We start from the raw sequence: 17,049 nt of genomic DNA, 5'->3' as shown, positions 1-17,049 counted from the left end.
GTCCCCTTCGTCTAGTGGCCTAGGACTCCGCCCTTTCACGGCGGCAACAGGGGTTCGAACCCCCTAGGGGACGCCATCTTTATCTGCTCAGTCAGAGCGGATATATCCGGCAATATCTAAATTCATCTCAGTGTTATTTCACTCTCTTATTCATCCACCACGCCAAGCCTGCAAACAATATCGTAGGCAATGAAGCCGCCAACCATGGCAGTATTCCAAATACTAATCCAATATGTTGAAAACTTTGGTTAAACAGGTAAAAACCTAAACCGATCAATACCCCAGCCAGAATCCTGCCGCCGATAGGCGTCGAACGCAATGGCCCAAAAATAAACGGCACGGCCAACAGCACCATCACCGCTGTACTTAACGGCATCATCACCTTGCTCCAGAACGCCAGCTCGTATTGAGCGACAGATTGATGATTGGTTCTCAGGAAAGAAATATAATCCAGCAAATTCCAGACGGCCAGAAATTCTGGTGGCACAACAACCACGTTTAACATGCCTGGATTTAATTGTGATTTCCAGCGGGCATGTGTTGTTGAATTGACTTTAACACCATGCTCATCAATAGTGCTTTGCACAACATCGTTTAATATCCAGCTATCGTCCTCATATTTGGCACTGCTTGCTTTAGTGAGCGCGCGTAAGCGATTCGCACCATCGAATTCGTAAATGGCTATATTGGTAAATGTGCCATCGCTATTGATTCGTTCGATATGGTTAAAATGGTTACCGTCTCGCGTCCAGAATCCATATTCAGATCGTGTGCCTACCGTTCCGGTTTGCGCTACTGACTGCAATTCTCTGGCATGTTCTTCGGTGAGCGGTCTAATCACCTCACCCACTACAATCGCCAGCAATACCAAAATAGCTGCAACAACCATCACTGACTTATTAATATCTTTTATCGATATACCTGCCGCACGCATGGCCACAAGCTCACTTTGACTAGCCAGGTTACCTAAACCAATAACACTGCCTAATAAAGCAACGACAGGCAGTAGTTCATATATACGTTTTGGCATGGTTAAAGCTAGATAAGTCACAATATCAAGCAGCTGATATTGACCTTTACCGAGATCATCAAGCTCAGCAACAAAATCCATAAAGGTATAGAGCCCAAGCAACACTAACAACACGATAAAGGTGCTGGACAGAATATGGGATGCGATATATCTGGAAAGAATTTTCATTATTGCAGGCGTCTTCGTTTTTGTTGCGATAACAATCGTTGGATTTTTTGTCTGTTCATCAGAAATAGCATGATCATCACCATTAACAGGTGTACCCATACCATGCCTGCACCTACGCTAATACTGCCTTTCTCAATCCACGCCTGATTTACACCGAGTAAATTGCTGTAAATGATATATAGCAAAACAGCAGGCACAAATCCGGCATAACGACCTTGTCTGGGACCGGCATTAGATAAAGGAATAGCAGATAAACAAAGTACTAAGGTCATAATAGCTGATGAAATTCGCCATTGAATTTCGGCTATATCTTCCAAGCCTCCCCGCTGCCATAAGACGCTGGTGGGAAGCGCTTTATGCCTTTCCCGCACTTGTCCGTCATCACCTTTTTCAACAAGTAAACTATGTGACTTAAATTCGGCAATTGTAAAATCCTGTTGTCCTGCTTTACCTTCATAGCGATAACCATCATTCAGTACCAGAAATTTATCACCGGTGTCGACATCCACTTCAAAATGTCCCGTATCTGAACGGAAAATTAATGGTTTATTTTTACGATGAATTTCAATAAACACATTTTCCATCAATTGCTTATCACTACTGAGTTTTTCAGAATAAAACGTCCAGTCACCATTGCGGCTCTCTTTAAAACTGCCAGCAACAAGTCCTGTCGTATTCGCCGACATTTTCGCTTTTTGCTCTAGCTGGTAACGATCGGCTAATACACTAGGGACAATCGTCAGTGATAAATAAGCCACAACAGTTGCAACCAGCCCAGCAAATATCAGCACATTTCTAATAATACGTTTACGTGGAATACCACAGGCAGCCATCACGGTCAGCTCGTTATCTGAGCTCATTCTGCCCAACGACAACATCACACCCAGAAAGGCTGCAATAGGGAGTAAGATGGACAATGCACCGAGTGAACTAAAGCCAAGCAGACTGAAAATAACATCCGCCGGCATATTGCCTACCGCCGCTTCTGCCAGATAGCGCGCAAATCGTGTCGAAATATAAATTAACCAGAGTACCCCTGTGATTGCAGTCAGGTTAATCACAAATTCCTTGAGCATGTAACGGTCAATGACCCATAGCCAGGAAAAAATCTGTTGTGGAACGTTGCGCATGTATTAAGAGTCTTGGTTAGAATAGATCGGTATTATCTGACACACTAAAATAACGAAGTCTAAACCAAATTGACCTTACAGGAGAAATCCATGCAGTATTTTGTCACTAGCCATGCACTCGCATCTCAGCAAACCGATTGTATTGCCGTCGGCATATACAACGAAGGTGAACTCAGTCCTTCCGCCCAACAACTCGATGACGCTTCACAAGGTCAGATCAAACGTATCGCTGATAATGGTGACTTTAGCGCAAATCCAGGACAAACATTATTTCTCCACAATCTGGCAGGGATAAACAGCCCTCGGGTTTTATTGGTAGGTTTTGGTAAAAAAACAAAAACAACTGAAAACGATTTTAATACCGCCACCACAGCTGCCATGGTTGCGCTGAATGAAAGTGGTGCTGAAAAAGCTTTATGCTGTTTTACAGATATTGAAGTAAACGAACGCACAACTGTCTGGAAAGTTCGCCAAACAGCTTGTAATACCGAAACGGCACTTTATAAGTATTCACAAACAAAATCAGAAACAAAAGCTGTCAAGAAACCACTTTTGGAATGCGCTATTTTTGTTGCTCAGAATACTGATACCGCCTTACAAAAAGCCGCAGAACAAGGTGCCGCTATCGGTGCTGGTATGAACCTGGCACGTGAGCTCGGTAATCTGCCTGGCAATATTTGCACACCGACTTATCTGGCTGAGCAAGCCGTTGCGTTAGGCAAAAAATTTGCTTCGATTACTACTACCGTGCTGGAAGAAGCCGATATGGAAGCCTTGGGGATGGGCTCTCTGCTCTCCGTATCTCGCGGCAGCCGCCAGCCAGCCAAATTAATCACCATGGAATATAAAGGCGCTGGTGACAGCAAGCCAGTTGTATTAGTGGGTAAAGGACTCACCTTTGATGCCGGTGGTATTTCACTAAAACCATCTCAAGGCATGGATGAGATGAAATATGATATGTGTGGCTCTGCCAGTGTGCTCGGAACACTACAAGCTGTGGCCGAATTAAACCTGCCAATCAATGTGGTGGGTGTGGTACCCAGTTCAGAAAACATGCCTGATGGTGACGCCAACAAACCCGGCGATATCGTCACCAGCATGGCCGGTAAGACCATCGAAATTCTGAATACCGATGCCGAAGGCCGTTTAATTTTATGTGACGCTCTCACCTACAGTGAACGGTTCAATCCAGAAATCGTCATTGATATTGCGACATTAACTGGTGCCATCATTGTAGCTTTAGGTAGTACAACTACCGGCCTAATGGCCAATAACCAACAACTTGCTGATGATTTATTAAAAGCCGGTAATGACAGTTTTGACCGTGCCTGGCAGTTGCCTTTATGGGATGACTATCAACCCTTGCTTGACAGCAATTTTGCCGATATTGCTAATGTCGGCGGTAAAGAAGCAGGAAGTGTTACTGCCGCCTGTTTCTTATCACGGTTTACGGAAAAATATACCTGGGCACATTTAGACATCGCTGGGACAGCATGGACTAGTGGAAAAAATAAAGGGGCAACGGGTCGTCCAGTCCCAATGTTAGTTCAATACTTATTAAATCGTATCGACGCTAACAAATCATCATGACCCGAATCAGTTTCTACATTCTGAAATCAAGCGAGCTTGAAAAGCGGCAGGCATTTGCCTGTCGTCTCGCTGAGAAAGCCTATCATCAGGGCCATCAAATCTATATCCATACCGTTTCAGAAGATCATGGTCAGTCAGTCGATACGGCACTGTGGGCTATTCGGCCTGACAGCTTTGTACCACATGAAATCACTGACAGTTCAGATAATCAGAGTCCGGTACTTATCGGCTATCAAGACAAAAAGCCTCCCAGACTGATGGATGTACTAATTAATCTCACCGAAGAACAACCCATGTTCTTCAGCCAATTTGAACGTGTAGCTGAAGTAATTGATGATAATGAATCAAGCAAACAAGCTGGTCGTCAACGCTTCCAGTTTTACAAACAACGTGGCTATGAGATAGAAACTTTTCACGTTTGAACCAAGCTAGCAAACCGCTAAAAATACGAAATCCATATTGCCTCTGAACAGATGTTGTCGCAGCAGGTATAATGCGTCGTTTATTTACAGCGTATACATACGACATTCGTATATCCCGAACACCGACCAGACAGACAAGACATCACATGGAAAAAACATACAACCCTGACGCAATTGAGCAACGCTGGTACCAGAAATGGGAGCAGGCTGGCGAGTTTAAGCCGACAGGTGAAGGTTCACCCTACGCCATTATGCTACCCCCACCCAATGTGACCGGTAGCCTGCATATGGGTCATGGCTTTAATAACACCATCATGGATACCTTGACTCGTTATCACCGCATGAAAGGTGACAATACCTTATGGCAACCGGGCACCGACCACGCGGGTATCGCTACACAAATGGTGGTAGAGCGCCAACTTAACGCTGAAGGTAAAACCCGTCTCGACCTAGGAAGAGAAGATTTCACTAAACGTATCTGGGAATGGAAGGAAGAATCCGGCGGTAATATTACCCGTCAGTTACGTCGTCTTGGTTCCTCACTCGACTGGTCACGTGATCGCTTTACGATGGATGACGATCTGTCTGAAGCCGTTAAACATGTCTTCGTTAAGCTGTATAAAGAAGGTCTGATCTATCGCGGCAAACGCCTGGTGAACTGGGACCCGAAATTACACACAGCCATTTCTGATCTGGAAGTGGAAAACCGCGAACAAAAAGGCCATATGTGGCACCTTCGCTATCCACTTGCAGATGGACTGAAAACCAGTGAAGGCAAGGACTATATTGTCGTCGCTACAACCCGGCCGGAAACCATGTTAGGTGATACCGGTGTCGCGGTGAACCCCGAAGATCTTCGCTACAAGGCTCTGATTGGTAAAGAGATTATTTTGCCGTTAGTGAATAGACGTATTCCGATTGTTGGCGATGAACATGCCGATATGGAAAAAGGCACAGGCGCGGTGAAAGTTACTCCAGCCCATGACTTCAATGACTATGAAGTCGGCAAGCGTTGTGGCCTGGCAATGATCAATATTTTCACCCTCAATGCCGATGTACGTGACGTTCCACAAGTATTTAATACTGATGGCAGTGCTAATACTGAACTCGAGGCCAGCATTCCGGAAGCCTATCGTGGACTGGAGCGCTTTGCTGCCCGTAAAGCGATTGTGGCTGATTTTGACGCAGCTGGTCTGCTGGAAGAGATCAAGGATCATGATCTGACGGTGCCTTATGGCGATCGCGGTGGCGTGGTCATTGAACCGATGCTGACCGATCAATGGTATGTTGATGCAAAAACACTGGCCAAACCAGCCATTGAGGCGGTTGAAACCGGTAAAGTGAAATTTGTGCCGAAATCCTATGAAAATATGTATTTCAGTTGGATGCGTGATATTCAGGATTGGTGTATTTCACGCCAACTCTGGTGGGGGCACAGAATCCCTGCCTGGTACGATCCACAAGGTAATGTGTATGTCGGTCACGATGAAAATACCGTTCGCGTAGAAAACAATCTGGGAGCAGACGTCGAGTTAACTCAGGATGAAGACGTACTCGATACATGGTTCTCCTCTGCACTTTGGCCATTTTCAACGTTGGGTTGGCCTAAAGATGATGAAGCAGTAAAAACCTGGTATCCGGGCAATGTGTTGGTCACCGGTTTTGACATTATTTTCTTCTGGGTAGCCAGAATGATGATGATGGGCATTCATTTTATGGGCGATGTGCCATTTAAAGAAGTGTATATCCATGGCCTGGTCCGTGACTCACATGGTCATAAGATGTCGAAATCCAAAGGCAATGTGCTGGATCCCATCGACATCATCGACGGCATTGATTTGGAAACGCTGGTACAAAAACGTACTTCGGGCATGATGCAACCACAACTGGCTGAAAAAATTGAGAAAGCCACACGCAAAGAATTCCCGGATGGCATTGAAGCTCATGGTACAGACGCACTGCGCTTTACCTTTGCTTCGCTCGCCTCTACCGGACGTGATATCAACTTTGATATGAACCGTATCGCTGGCTACCGTAATTTCTGTAATAAATTATGGAATGCAGCACGTTACGTCTTAATGAACACCGAAGGACAAGACACCGGTGTTGATAATGATCAGGTTGAACTCAGTCTGGCGGATCGCTGGATTATCTCTCAATTGCAAATCGCTGAAAAAGAAGTCAGTACAGCGATTGAGGCTTATCGCTTTGATCATGCCGCACAGGGTATTTATGAATTTATCTGGAACAACTACTGTGACTGGTATTTAGAGCTATCGAAACCGGTATTAAACAGTGAATCAGCATCTGATGCAGCAAAACGCGGCACACGTCGTACACTGGTACGAGTGCTTGAAGCGACATTAAGAATGGCACATCCGTTTATGCCGTTTATCACAGAAGAAATCTGGCAGACGATTGCACCGTTAGCAGGTGTTAAAGGCGAGACGATTATGCGTCAACCTTACCCGCTTGCTGATGAAAGTAAAGTTGATCAGAGTGCGGTGACTGAAATGGAATGGGTCATGCAATTTGTTACTGGTATTCGCTCTATTCGCTCACAAATGAATATCGCGCCGAAAAAAGCACTGCCGGTATTACTGAAAGATGCTTCTGATTCTGATAAAGCCATTTTAACCAGCAATCAACAGTTCCTGAGCCGTCTAGCCAATCTGGAATCAATTGATATCCTGGAAGGTAAAGCTCCTGCTGCTGCAACAGCCTTAGTCGGTAAAATGGAAATCTTAATTCCGCTGGAAGGTTTGATTGATAAAGACGCTGAAATTAACCGTCTGAATAAAGAAATGGCGAAACTGGATAAGATCATTAAACAGTCTTCAGGTAAGCTATCTAATGAAAACTACGTCGCCAAAGCACCGGCAGATGTTGTTGCCAAAGAAAAAGAGAAACTCGCTGAACTGCAGCAATCCTATGAATTACTTGAACAACAACTTAAAGCATTGAGCTAAAGCTAAACTAAGCGATAAAAAAAGCCGCTATTTATAGCGGCTTTTTTAATGTCAGAATAATAACTTATTCTTTTTCCATACCAATTTCATAAAGTTCAATATTGGCTTCTTCAATTTCACCAGTTGTGGCATCCACATCGACTTTGACTTCATAGCCATGAATGCTTTGAATATCAAATTCGTAGGTCGCATCGCCATCGAAACCGATTTCATATTCTGAAGCAACAACTTTACCTGGATGTATAGCTAAGGCAAATTCTTTCGCTTCAGCTTGTGAAATTTTCGCTAATTTTTTGAAAACGGGATCATTAGCATCGACTTCACGCTCAATCTCACCAATGAAACCTTCTTCCGCATTACATTCAACATTGTAGGTCTTGCCATCGGCTTTCGCTTCAATATCAAATTCATAAATAGGATCATCGCCTTCCATTTTCATTTCAACTTTACGTGCATGACCAGGAATAGTATCCAAAGCGGCATCCAGACAAGTTTCAATTTTTACGATATCCCAGCTACGGATATCATCCAAATCATAATTATCATTTTCAGCAAATGCAGTTGAACTAATGCTTAAAGCAAGGACGGCAGGGATTGTCTTCAAAAACATTGAAGTCATAGAGTTGAGCTCCTTATTAGATTAGATAGATCAAAAGATCAGTCTCTACCCACAAGAGCAATGATCAAACTTGTGAGTAAAGTATAACATCCATTGGTAAAAATAGGACAAATTCCTATTTCATAAAATGATATCAAATGGTATGAAGGAAATTTTTCCTAAACACTGACACGTTTATAGTGACGATATTGTGGATGCCAGAAGAGCTCTTCAATCTTTTGTTCTAATTCACTATCCGATATCTTAGAAGCCAGTTGCTGATTTTGCGCAATTTTCACAATTTGAAATGCCATATTTTTACTTAACTCAGCTATATCATCCAAGGCTGGCAGTAACTGCTCTCCTTCTCCATTAAGTAGTGGTGAGTGTGTTGCCAGCACCTCACTTGCAACCATCATCATTTCATGTGTGATGTGTTTGATTTGGCCAGCAATAACGGCCAAACCAATCCCAGGAAAAATATAGCTATTATTACACTGTGCAATTGGATAGGTTTTACCTTGATAGACAACCGTGTTAAAGGGGCTACCAGTAGCGATAATGGCTTTACCCTCCGTCCAACTAAGCAGTGACTCAGGCAAGGCCTCAATCTGCTTTGAAGGATTACTCAAAGGAAAGATAATGGGCCGCTCACAATGGGCTAACATCGTTTTGATGACTGTCTCATTAAACAATCCCGCCTGCCCAGAGACCCCTATAAGTACTGTCGGTGAAGCGTGATGAATAACATCCGTTAAATCCAGCGTAATTTTATCAACCTCCCACTTTGTTCGCAGAGTGGCCTTTTGGCTTAGACGGCGTTGAAAATCGAATAAGCCAGCCATGTCATCCATTAATAGTCCGGCTTTATCAATCATGAATACACGTTCGCGGGCCTGAGCTTCACTAAGCCCTTCTGTCATCATTTGTCGGATTATCTGCTCAGCAATGCCACAACCGGCAGAACCCGCTCCTGCAAATACGATAGTCTGCTGTGACAATGTTTCATGTTTTGCTTTACACGCCGCCAATAAAGAGCCGACAGTTACTGCAGCCGTGCCTTGAATATCATCATTAAAACAACACAATTGTTGTTGATATCGCTCCAGTATCGGCAGCGCTTTGCTTTGTTCGAAATCCTCAAATTGTAATAAGACATCGGGCCAGCGTTTTTTGATTGCCTGGATAAACAGGTCGATAAACTCATCATATTCTGCGTCGTTTATACGTTTATGTTTCCAGCCGATATAAAGCGGATTATCAAGTAAGGCCTTATTGTTAGTCCCAATATCCAACATCACCGGTAAGGTATAAGCTGGGCTTATCCCAGCGCAGGCGGTGTAAAGTGATAACTTGCCAATAGGGATACCCATTCCCCCCACGCCCTGATCACCCAGTCCGAGAATCCGGCTGCCATCAGTGACCACGATAACTTTGATCTTATCTTTAGTGACATTGTGCAGAATGTCATCAATGCGATCTTTATCGGGATAGGAAATAAATACACCACGCGCCCGCCGATAAATTTCAGAAAAGCGTTCACAAGCTTCACCTACTGTCGGCGTATAAATAATCGGCATCATCTCAACCAGGTGCGCTTTTAATAAATAATAAAATAAGGTTTCATTGTTATCCTGAAGATAACGCAAATAGATATGCTGATTGATGGGGGCTTTGAAGGTTTTATATTGCAGATAGGCTCTTTCCGCCTGTTCTTCAATCGTTTCAAATCGATGTGGAATTAAACCATTGAGATTAAAATCATGACGTTCCTGCTCGCTAAAGGCAGTGCCTTTATTCAGTAAAGGTGTGGCAAGTAAGGCCGGCCCAGCATGAGGAATATAAATTGGATCTTTCGCCTTAATACCACGCATCGACGTACCTCACTTCTGATTCACATTAGCATCAGTTAAACAGTAAAACGACGATGGATTCAAGTCAGCTTTTTTAAGTTACGGCTCACAACGATATTGATGATATCGAATAAAAGAAGGCGTCCCAGCCATCAAGGTTTGATAATGCCTAACACAACCGCAATATTAGCCAGGTCTGCTGCGGTATTTACCCGCAGTTTACTTTTAATCTGTGTATTGTAGTTAGCAATGGTTTTATAACCCAGGTGCATATCTGCGGCAACTTCATGGGCAGTCATGCCTTTTGCCAGCCGACAAAATACATCAAATTCACGTGGTGAAAGTAAGTCCAGCACTTTTCGATAATGCTCGATATTGTCATGCCGGACATCATCAACTTCAGGGAGCAGACTTTCTTCAATATATCGCTTGCCTTCTGCCACACTTTTAACCGCTTCAGCCAGCACTTCGGCTGCACTATTTTTACTGACATAACCCATCGCACCCGCTTCCAGTGCGCGTTCAACATAAATAGCCTCATCATGAATGCTGTAGACCAAAATAACCGCGTCAGAATCCAGCTTTTGAAGTCGACGGATAGTTTCAAGCCCACCGATGCCAGGCATGGATAAATCCATCACTACCACGTCGGGTTTGAAGCGTTCATATTCCTGTGTGACTAACTCCCCTCTGTCCAGGTCACTAATCTGCCCGATAAAGGGTTGTGATGATAGTAAAATTCGAAATCCTGCTCGTACTACTTCATGGTCATCGACTAACAGTACTTTGATTTTATTATTGTTATTCATACTACTTCTCTATAAATGGCATACGTGCGGTCACTGTCACACCATCATCTGGTGAAGACTCGAACATAAACAGTCCTCCCATACTTTCTACTCTCTCACGCATAGCAAGAACACCAAAGCCTTCGCCTGATGATGAACCGCCGATACCATCATCGGAGACTTGTATCACTACCCATTTTTTCTGCTGAACAAGGCTCTGCCTGACGCTGATATTGGCCAGATTGGCTCTGGCATGACGTACGACATTGGTCAAACATTCCTGCACAATACGATAAACATGGATCGCCACTTCCTCATCCAAGTCATCAATACAGTCATCGTAATTTAAATGAATATCCAGGGACGGCTGCCGACGTTTCCATTCACCGACTAGGTCGGTCAGGGTCGCCACCAGTCCTAAATCAGTTAAGCTGAGAGGATGTAATGTTCTCATCATCGATCGCACAACCCCAGATAAATGATTACAAATTTCGATAATCGAATCAGCAATACTCTGGACTTTGCTATCGGATTGTTTAGCCACAACAGCCATCGCTTTCACTGCAGTAAGAGACTGCCCCATTTCATCATGTAATTCACGTGACATATGTCGACGTTCATTTTCCTGAATATGCATAGTATGTCTTGCCAGCGCCTGATTATTTTGTCGGGCCGCATTTAACGCACCGGTCAGGTTATTAATCTCTGCCGCTATAGCATCAAATTCACTAATGCGAAACCGCGGTAATCGTTGTTCATAATTACCACTTTCCACCGTTTTTAAACCCGATAAAATGGTTTTCACCGCCGTTAACATCGAATGAAACACGACATTGATAGCTAAGAAAATAATACCGAGCATTAATACAATCGACCAGAAATAGACTAGTGACTCCCGCCAGGCTTCATGAATTTCATCCATTGGGTCAGCACTAATTACAATGCGTTTAATCGCATCATTAGGCAGTTTGATTTCATAGGCCGAGCTAATGCTATCCATCATCACCGCCTCAATAAACCATTGAGGTGGTGCATCATCAGTGATGTCACTCTTTTCACCTCTCAGCATGGTTTCATTCCCAGCCTGGTCAAAGATCGTGATCTGTAAATGACGTGTTTCACGTAAGCGACTGATTTGTTCCAGCCATTCACTCTCGGTATGCTCATCCCGCGTGAACTGATTAAGTCCAAACTCAACCATTTGCAGTGCCAAATTATAGGAAGATGTCACTTCATCCCTGACTGACTCACGCGCCTGCCACACAGCTAAACTGGCTCCCAGTGCGATGATAACCAGTACCGAAATAACTATCCGTAAATTAATCAATCCTCTTAAGCTCATCCTTTACGGCTCCACGGGTAAGTCATTCACTTCGACGCCAGTATTCTTAGTCTTGTTCATAACATGATTTACACATTAATAACTGAAAATAGAACTTTAGCACCGACGGTTTTTAATACTACTTTCTGTTATTCACAAAAAAAGGAATTCTTCCTATAACACTTACATCTACAGACACCTAACATTGGCAGTTAATCATAACAACCTGAATAGCCTGAATGAGTGAAATAAAAGATATTAAGACTGATAAGGTCAAAAACAAATTACTCGAGTTATTTGATGATGTACTAACTCATGATGGGTTTGGTGAAATTAAAATAGAAATGCGAATACTCAAACGCCAACAAAAGGAAGTTATTCTACACTGTGGAAAACAATATCGATTTGTTATTGATACGCCACAGCAGCCATCAAACGACTAACATCATATCTACTCGTAAAACTACACAGATAAATACTAAATAATAAAAAAGGCCTGTGATGACTTATTTATCATCACAGGCCTTTTTGTCAGGATAAAAATGATGTGCTAAAACATGCCCAGTTGTAACTGCGCAGCTTCAGTCATCATATCTTTGGTCCATTGAGGCTCCCACACCAATTCCACGTGCGCTTTTTTTACACCGGGAACAGACATTACCCGAGATTCGACATCACCTGGGAATGACTGGGCAACAGGACAACCTGGTGCAGTCAGAGTCATATCGATATTCACATTACCTGAGGTACTGATTTGAATATCGTAAATCAGGCCCAGTTCGTAGATGTTAATCGGTATTTCCGGGTCATAGATGGTCTTTAATACATCTATCACATCTTCTTTTAACTGTTCCGGGCTGATTTGATATTGATCGTTCATAAACCTGCCCTTTTATTCTGTAGAAACTGAAATATCGTGATCATTGTCAACTGCGGCATGAACGGTATGCCAGGACAATGTGGCGCATTTAACGCGCGCAGGAAACTCTTTTACCCCTGCCAAGACCTGTAATTTGCCAGTAAGCTCAACAGCATTTTTATCACCGGTTAGAGCTTTATGAACATCTTCATAAAGTGCCTCAGCATCGGCTAGGGTTTTCCCTTTCAGGGTTTCCGTCATTAAAGACGCAGATGCTACTGAAATCGCACAACCACTGCCCTGGAAACTGATGTCTTCAATGACATCGCCATTAAGTTTTACATAGACAACTAAAGCATCACCACATAAGGGGTTATTACCATGTGCCATATGATTCGCATCGGTAATTTCTCTGAAGTTACGCGGCTTTTTCTTGTGATCCATGATCACTTGTTGATAGAGATCTCGTAAATCACTCATCAGGCAAACAACTCCTGTGTGGTGTTAATAGCTTTAACCAGCGCGTCAATTTCCTGTTCAGTATTGTAGAAAGCAAATGAAGCGCGTGCTGTGGCAGCAATACCATAATATTGCATAACAGGTTGAGCACAGTGATGGCCAGCACGTATAGCAACACCTTGCTGATCAAAAATAGTACCCACATCATGAGGATGAACATCTTCAATCAGAAACGATAAAACACTGGCTTTGTGTTCCGCTGTACCAACGATCCTGACGCCATCAATAGCCGATAATTTATCCGTGGCTAATTCAAGCAGGGCGTGTTCGTAGGCGGCGATTTTTTCAATACCGATTGACTGCATGTAATCAATAGCCGCCCCTAAGCCCACTGCACCAGCGATATGCGGGGTACCGGCTTCAAATTTATACGGTAATGCGTTGTATTCTGTGTGGTCAAAACTCACAGAAAGAATCATATCGCCACCACCTTGCCATGGCGGCATGGCTTCTAATAAGGCTTGTTTACCGTATAAAGCCCCAATCCCCGTTGGTGCAAACATTTTATGGCCTGAAAAAACATAAAAGTCACAATCCAACTCCTGCACATCAACTTGCATATGTGGCACCGCTTGTGCGCCGTCAATCAATACAGGGATGCCTTTAGCTTTGGCTTTTTCCGTCATTTGTTTGACCGGATTGACCGTACCTAATGCATTAGAGACTTGGCCAACAGCCATGATTTTGGTTTTGTCGGTCAGCAGCTCATCCAATCCGGACAAATTCAGCTCACCTGACTCTGTCATCGGGATGATCTTTAACGTAGCCCCAGTCTGTTCACAGACCATTTGCCACGGCACAATATTGGCATGATGCTCAAGGTAACTGATAAGAATCTCATCACCCGCTTGCAGTTGGGGCCTGACAAAACTTTGAGCCACTAAATTAATAGCTTCTGTTGCACCGCGAACAAAGATAATTTCTTTATCCGACTTCGCGTTCAGGAAGCCTCTTATTTTGCTTCTGGCACCTTCATAAGCATCTGTGGCGCGTTGACTCAGTCTATGCACACCACGATGGACATTAGCATTATCAAGCCGATAATACTGATCCACGGCATCAATGACCTGAACAGGTTTTTGGCTGCTCGCGGCATTGTCTAAGTAGACTAAAGGATGTCCGTTAATTTGCTGATTCAGGATTGGAAAATCATGACGAATAGCAGCAATGTCAAAATCATTCAGCATTGTATCGACCAAATTATGAGTAGATTGCGTCATAACTTACGCACCTCGCGGTAATCGCGTTTCGATCACATTTGATAGGGCCTGGCGAATCGGCATATCTGAAATTCGTTGCAGCACTTCAACAGCAAACGCATAGGTCAATAAGCTTCGAGCACTGGTTTCATTCATGCCACGAGCACGCAGGAAAAATAATTGCTGTTCGTCCAACTGACCAACGGTACTACCGTGACCGCATTTGACGTCATCAGCATAAATTTCCATTTCAGGCTTGGTATCAATTTCACAAGTGCGCGACAGCAGTAAATTACGGTTACTCTGATTCGCATCTGTTTTCTGTGCATCTTTATGCACGATAACTTTGCCGTTAAAGACGGCATGGCTATCACCATCCAACACGCCTTTGTAGATCTCTTCACTAGTGGTATTGGGCACAGCATGATCGATGCGTGTGTGGTTATCGACATGTTGCTTTCCAGCAACCAGATATAAGCCATCCATTGTCACATGGGCCTGCTCACCCAATAGCTGGCTATGAATATCATTTCTCGCCAGTTTAGCCCCTAGAGAAATATTATTGGTATGCCAGACACTGCTGCTCGCCTGCTTACCGGCCAATGTCGCTATATGATAATGAGACAAGGACTCATGCTGTAATTTGAAATGACTCAAATGAGCCTTTTCTGCCAAGTTCACTTCTGAAATGACATCTGTCAATCCAACGCTGTTATCAGCTAGGCTGACATAATGCTCGACCAGTGTTAATTCAGCATCTTCAGCGATATCGATCACATGACGTAAATGCGTAGCCAGTTTATCGGTTTCACCCGTATTAATCACCAGCAACTCTACCGGCTTGGATACCTTGGTGTTCGCAGTAACCTGAATATAGGCCCCTTCGGTCATCAACATCGTATTGAGGGCATTCAAGCCAGCTTTTTCAAGCGACACCTGCTGACCTAACACTGATTTTGTTTTAGGAAATGCCTGTGAAAGCGGCTCTACAGTCAGTCCAGCCTCTAGACCATCCAGATGTGATAACTCAGCACTGAATTGGCCATCAACAATGACTAATCGATAGGCAGTTTCCAGTAATGCGACCTGTGAACAACGCATCTCATCCAACTGGCTCGCAGCAGCTTCGTGTGTGAATGCCTCTTGAGATAAAGCCCATAAAGACGTGTATTTCCAGTCTTCAACTTTTTTAGAGGGTAATCCTTGACGCTGAAATTGCGCACGGGCTTGTTGGCGTAACTGCTGCAGCCAACCAAGCTCTTGACCGGGTAAAGTCTGAGTCGCGGCGATATCGTCAAAAGGTGTTGTGATATCCGTTAACTGTTTCATGCAGTCTCACCTTCAGGCGCATCATAAATCCAGCTGTAACCTGATTTTTCCAGTTCTTTTGCCAGTTCTTTATCACCTGATTTAACGATACGTCCTTCAGATAACACATGAACAAAATCAGGAACAATATGATCTAACAAGCGCTGGTAGTGGGTAATCATCACGATAGAACGATCTTCAGCACGGAGCGCATTCACGCCTTCTGAAACGGTACGTAATGCATCAATATCCAGTCCTGAATCGGTTTCATCAAGAATCGCTAATGCCGGCTCTAATACCGCCATTTGCAGAATTTCATTACGCTTTTTCTCACCACCAGAAAAACCTTCGTTAACGTTACGGTGAAGGAATTCTTCATTCATCTTAACCAGTTTCATTTTTTCACGAACCAGAGTTAAGAAATCCATCGCGTCGACTTCTTCCAGGCCCTGATATTTACGCACGGCATTCAAAGCCGCTTTCAGCAAATAAACATTGCTGACACCAGGAATTTCTACTGGATATTGGAATGCCAGGAAAACACCACGTTGTGCACGTTCTTCAGGCTCAAGCTCTAATAAGTTTTCACCTTTATAGATGACTTCACCTTGGGTAATTTCGTAACCATCACGTCCGGCAAGAACATTCGACAGCGTACTTTTACCAGCACCATTAGGGCCCATGATCGCATGGATTTCACCAGGGTTAACTGTCAGGTCAATACCGCGAAGAATTTCTTTGCCATCAACGCTGGCGTGTAAGTTTTTAATTGTTAACATCTTCACTCTCTAAAATTTCTGAATATTGTTTGGCAGTTCTCTTATGGTTTAACCCACGGAACCTTCTAATGACAAACCGAGTAGATTTTGTGCTTCTACCGCGAATTCCATTGGTAATTCACGTATGACTTGTTTACAAAAACCATTCACGATCATCGACACAGCATCTTCTGCATCTAATCCACGCTGTTTACAGTAAAACAGTTGGTCTTCACTGATTTTCGATGTGGATGCCTCATGTTCAACTTTTGCAGTCGGATTTTTCACTTCGATATAAGGGAAAGTATGCGCACCACAGGTATCACTCATTAATAAAGAGTCACACTCGGTATAGTTGCGAGCGTTTTCCGCGTTAGGTCCAATTCGTACCAGACCTCGATAAGCATTTTGTGAACGACCAGCCGAGATACCTTTGGAAATGATCGTTGAACTGGTGTTTTTACCCAGATGAATCATCTTGGTGACGGTATCGGCCTGCTGGTAATTGTTGGTTAACGCCACGGAATAAAATTCGCC

The 17,049-nt window shown here is 43.7% G+C and carries 16 protein-coding genes and 1 tRNA gene; 5 read left to right on the top strand and 12 right to left on the bottom strand.

Annotated elements, in window-relative coordinates; translation table 11 throughout:
- Positions 1 to 76, top strand: a tRNA-Glu gene (locus tag B2248_RS00085).
- A 57-nt stretch (positions 77 to 133) separates the two neighbouring features.
- Here the strand turns inward: B2248_RS00085 and lptG are convergent.
- Together lptG and lptF are read right to left on the bottom strand one after the other, a co-directional pair.
- Entirely contained in the window at positions 134 to 1,297 is a 1,164-nt protein-coding gene (gene lptG, locus B2248_RS00080; RefSeq protein ID WP_273181866.1) for an LPS export ABC transporter permease LptG, read from the bottom strand.
- A complete protein-coding gene (lptF, locus tag B2248_RS00075) occupies positions 1,198 to 2,328 on the bottom strand; it encodes an LPS export ABC transporter permease LptF (protein WP_273181868.1) in 1,131 nt (376 codons plus the stop codon). The genes lptG and lptF overlap by 100 nt, the downstream gene beginning before the upstream one ends.
- Positions 2,329 to 2,418: 90 nt before the next feature.
- On the opposite strand from lptF, the gene B2248_RS00070 reads away from it, so the two are divergent.
- From B2248_RS00070 to B2248_RS00060, 3 genes are all read left to right on the top strand, one after another.
- A complete protein-coding gene (locus B2248_RS00070) occupies positions 2,419 to 3,918 on the top strand; it encodes a leucyl aminopeptidase (RefSeq protein WP_273181870.1) in 1,500 nt (499 codons plus the stop codon).
- A complete protein-coding gene (locus B2248_RS00065; RefSeq protein WP_273181872.1) occupies positions 3,915 to 4,340 on the top strand; it encodes a DNA polymerase III subunit chi in 426 nt (141 codons plus the stop codon). The genes B2248_RS00070 and B2248_RS00065 overlap by 4 nt, the downstream gene beginning before the upstream one ends.
- Before the next feature lie 146 nt (positions 4,341 to 4,486).
- Positions 4,487 to 7,309: a valine--tRNA ligase gene (locus B2248_RS00060; RefSeq protein ID WP_273182761.1), complete on the top strand. Its 2,823-nt coding sequence runs from the start codon at positions 4,487 to 4,489 to the stop codon at positions 7,307 to 7,309.
- 64 nt (positions 7,310 to 7,373) lie between these two features.
- Here the strand turns inward: B2248_RS00060 and B2248_RS00055 are convergent, their stop codons facing one another.
- The 4 genes from B2248_RS00055 to B2248_RS00040 form a co-directional block, all read right to left on the bottom strand.
- The gene (locus B2248_RS00055; RefSeq protein WP_273181873.1) at positions 7,374 to 7,928 is read right to left on the bottom strand and encodes a PepSY domain-containing protein; all 555 of its coding nucleotides are present in this window, start codon (positions 7,926 to 7,928) and stop codon (positions 7,374 to 7,376) included.
- Between the two features lie 158 nt (positions 7,929 to 8,086).
- Complete coding sequence (locus B2248_RS00050) at positions 8,087 to 9,781, bottom strand: NAD-dependent malic enzyme (RefSeq protein ID WP_273181874.1); 1,695 nt, start codon at positions 9,779 to 9,781, stop codon at positions 8,087 to 8,089.
- Between the two features lie 131 nt (positions 9,782 to 9,912).
- The gene (locus tag B2248_RS00045; protein WP_007145498.1) at positions 9,913 to 10,569 is read right to left on the bottom strand and encodes a response regulator; all 657 of its coding nucleotides are present in this window, start codon (positions 10,567 to 10,569) and stop codon (positions 9,913 to 9,915) included.
- Between the two features lies 1 nt (position 10,570).
- Positions 10,571 to 11,890 carry a histidine kinase gene (locus B2248_RS00040; protein WP_273181876.1) on the bottom strand — a complete coding sequence of 440 codons (1,320 nt, stop codon included), beginning with the start codon at positions 11,888 to 11,890 and terminating at the stop codon, positions 10,571 to 10,573.
- Positions 11,891 to 12,108: 218 nt separating this feature from the next.
- Between B2248_RS00040 and B2248_RS00035 the strand changes: the two genes are divergently transcribed.
- A complete protein-coding gene (locus B2248_RS00035; protein ID WP_273181877.1) occupies positions 12,109 to 12,312 on the top strand; it encodes a hypothetical protein in 204 nt (67 codons plus the stop codon).
- A 107-nt stretch (positions 12,313 to 12,419) separates the two neighbouring features.
- Here B2248_RS00035 and B2248_RS00030 read toward each other — a convergent pair whose 3' ends face one another.
- The 6 genes from B2248_RS00030 to B2248_RS00005 all read right to left on the bottom strand — a co-directional run.
- A complete protein-coding gene (locus B2248_RS00030) occupies positions 12,420 to 12,749 on the bottom strand; it encodes an SUF system Fe-S cluster assembly protein (RefSeq protein WP_007145501.1) in 330 nt (109 codons plus the stop codon).
- 12 nt (positions 12,750 to 12,761) lie between these two features.
- A complete protein-coding gene (gene sufU, locus B2248_RS00025) occupies positions 12,762 to 13,208 on the bottom strand; it encodes a Fe-S cluster assembly sulfur transfer protein SufU (protein ID WP_273181879.1) in 447 nt (148 codons plus the stop codon).
- A complete protein-coding gene (locus tag B2248_RS00020; protein ID WP_273181880.1) occupies positions 13,208 to 14,467 on the bottom strand; it encodes a cysteine desulfurase in 1,260 nt (419 codons plus the stop codon). The genes sufU and B2248_RS00020 overlap by 1 nt, the downstream gene beginning before the upstream one ends.
- Positions 14,468 to 14,470: 3 nt before the next feature.
- Positions 14,471 to 15,775: a Fe-S cluster assembly protein SufD gene (gene sufD / locus B2248_RS00015; RefSeq protein ID WP_273181881.1), complete on the bottom strand. Its 1,305-nt coding sequence runs from the start codon at positions 15,773 to 15,775 to the stop codon at positions 14,471 to 14,473.
- On the bottom strand, positions 15,772 to 16,533 hold the full coding sequence (sufC, locus tag B2248_RS00010) for a Fe-S cluster assembly ATPase SufC (RefSeq protein WP_273181884.1): 762 nt from the start codon (positions 16,531 to 16,533) through the stop codon (positions 15,772 to 15,774). Before sufC ends, sufD begins: the two co-directional genes overlap by 4 nt.
- 48 nt (positions 16,534 to 16,581) lie before the next feature.
- Positions 16,582 to 17,049, bottom strand: a 468-nt coding sequence (locus tag B2248_RS00005; RefSeq protein WP_286721817.1) for a SufD family Fe-S cluster assembly protein, incomplete at its 5' end; no start/stop codon positions are given.

Origin of the sequence: Methylophaga sp. UBA2012 (assembly GCF_002335235.1) — a bacterium.
Lineage (GTDB): Bacteria > Pseudomonadota > Gammaproteobacteria > Nitrosococcales > Methylophagaceae > Methylophaga > Methylophaga thalassica.
This window is presented reverse-complemented; position numbering and strand designations above follow the sequence as displayed.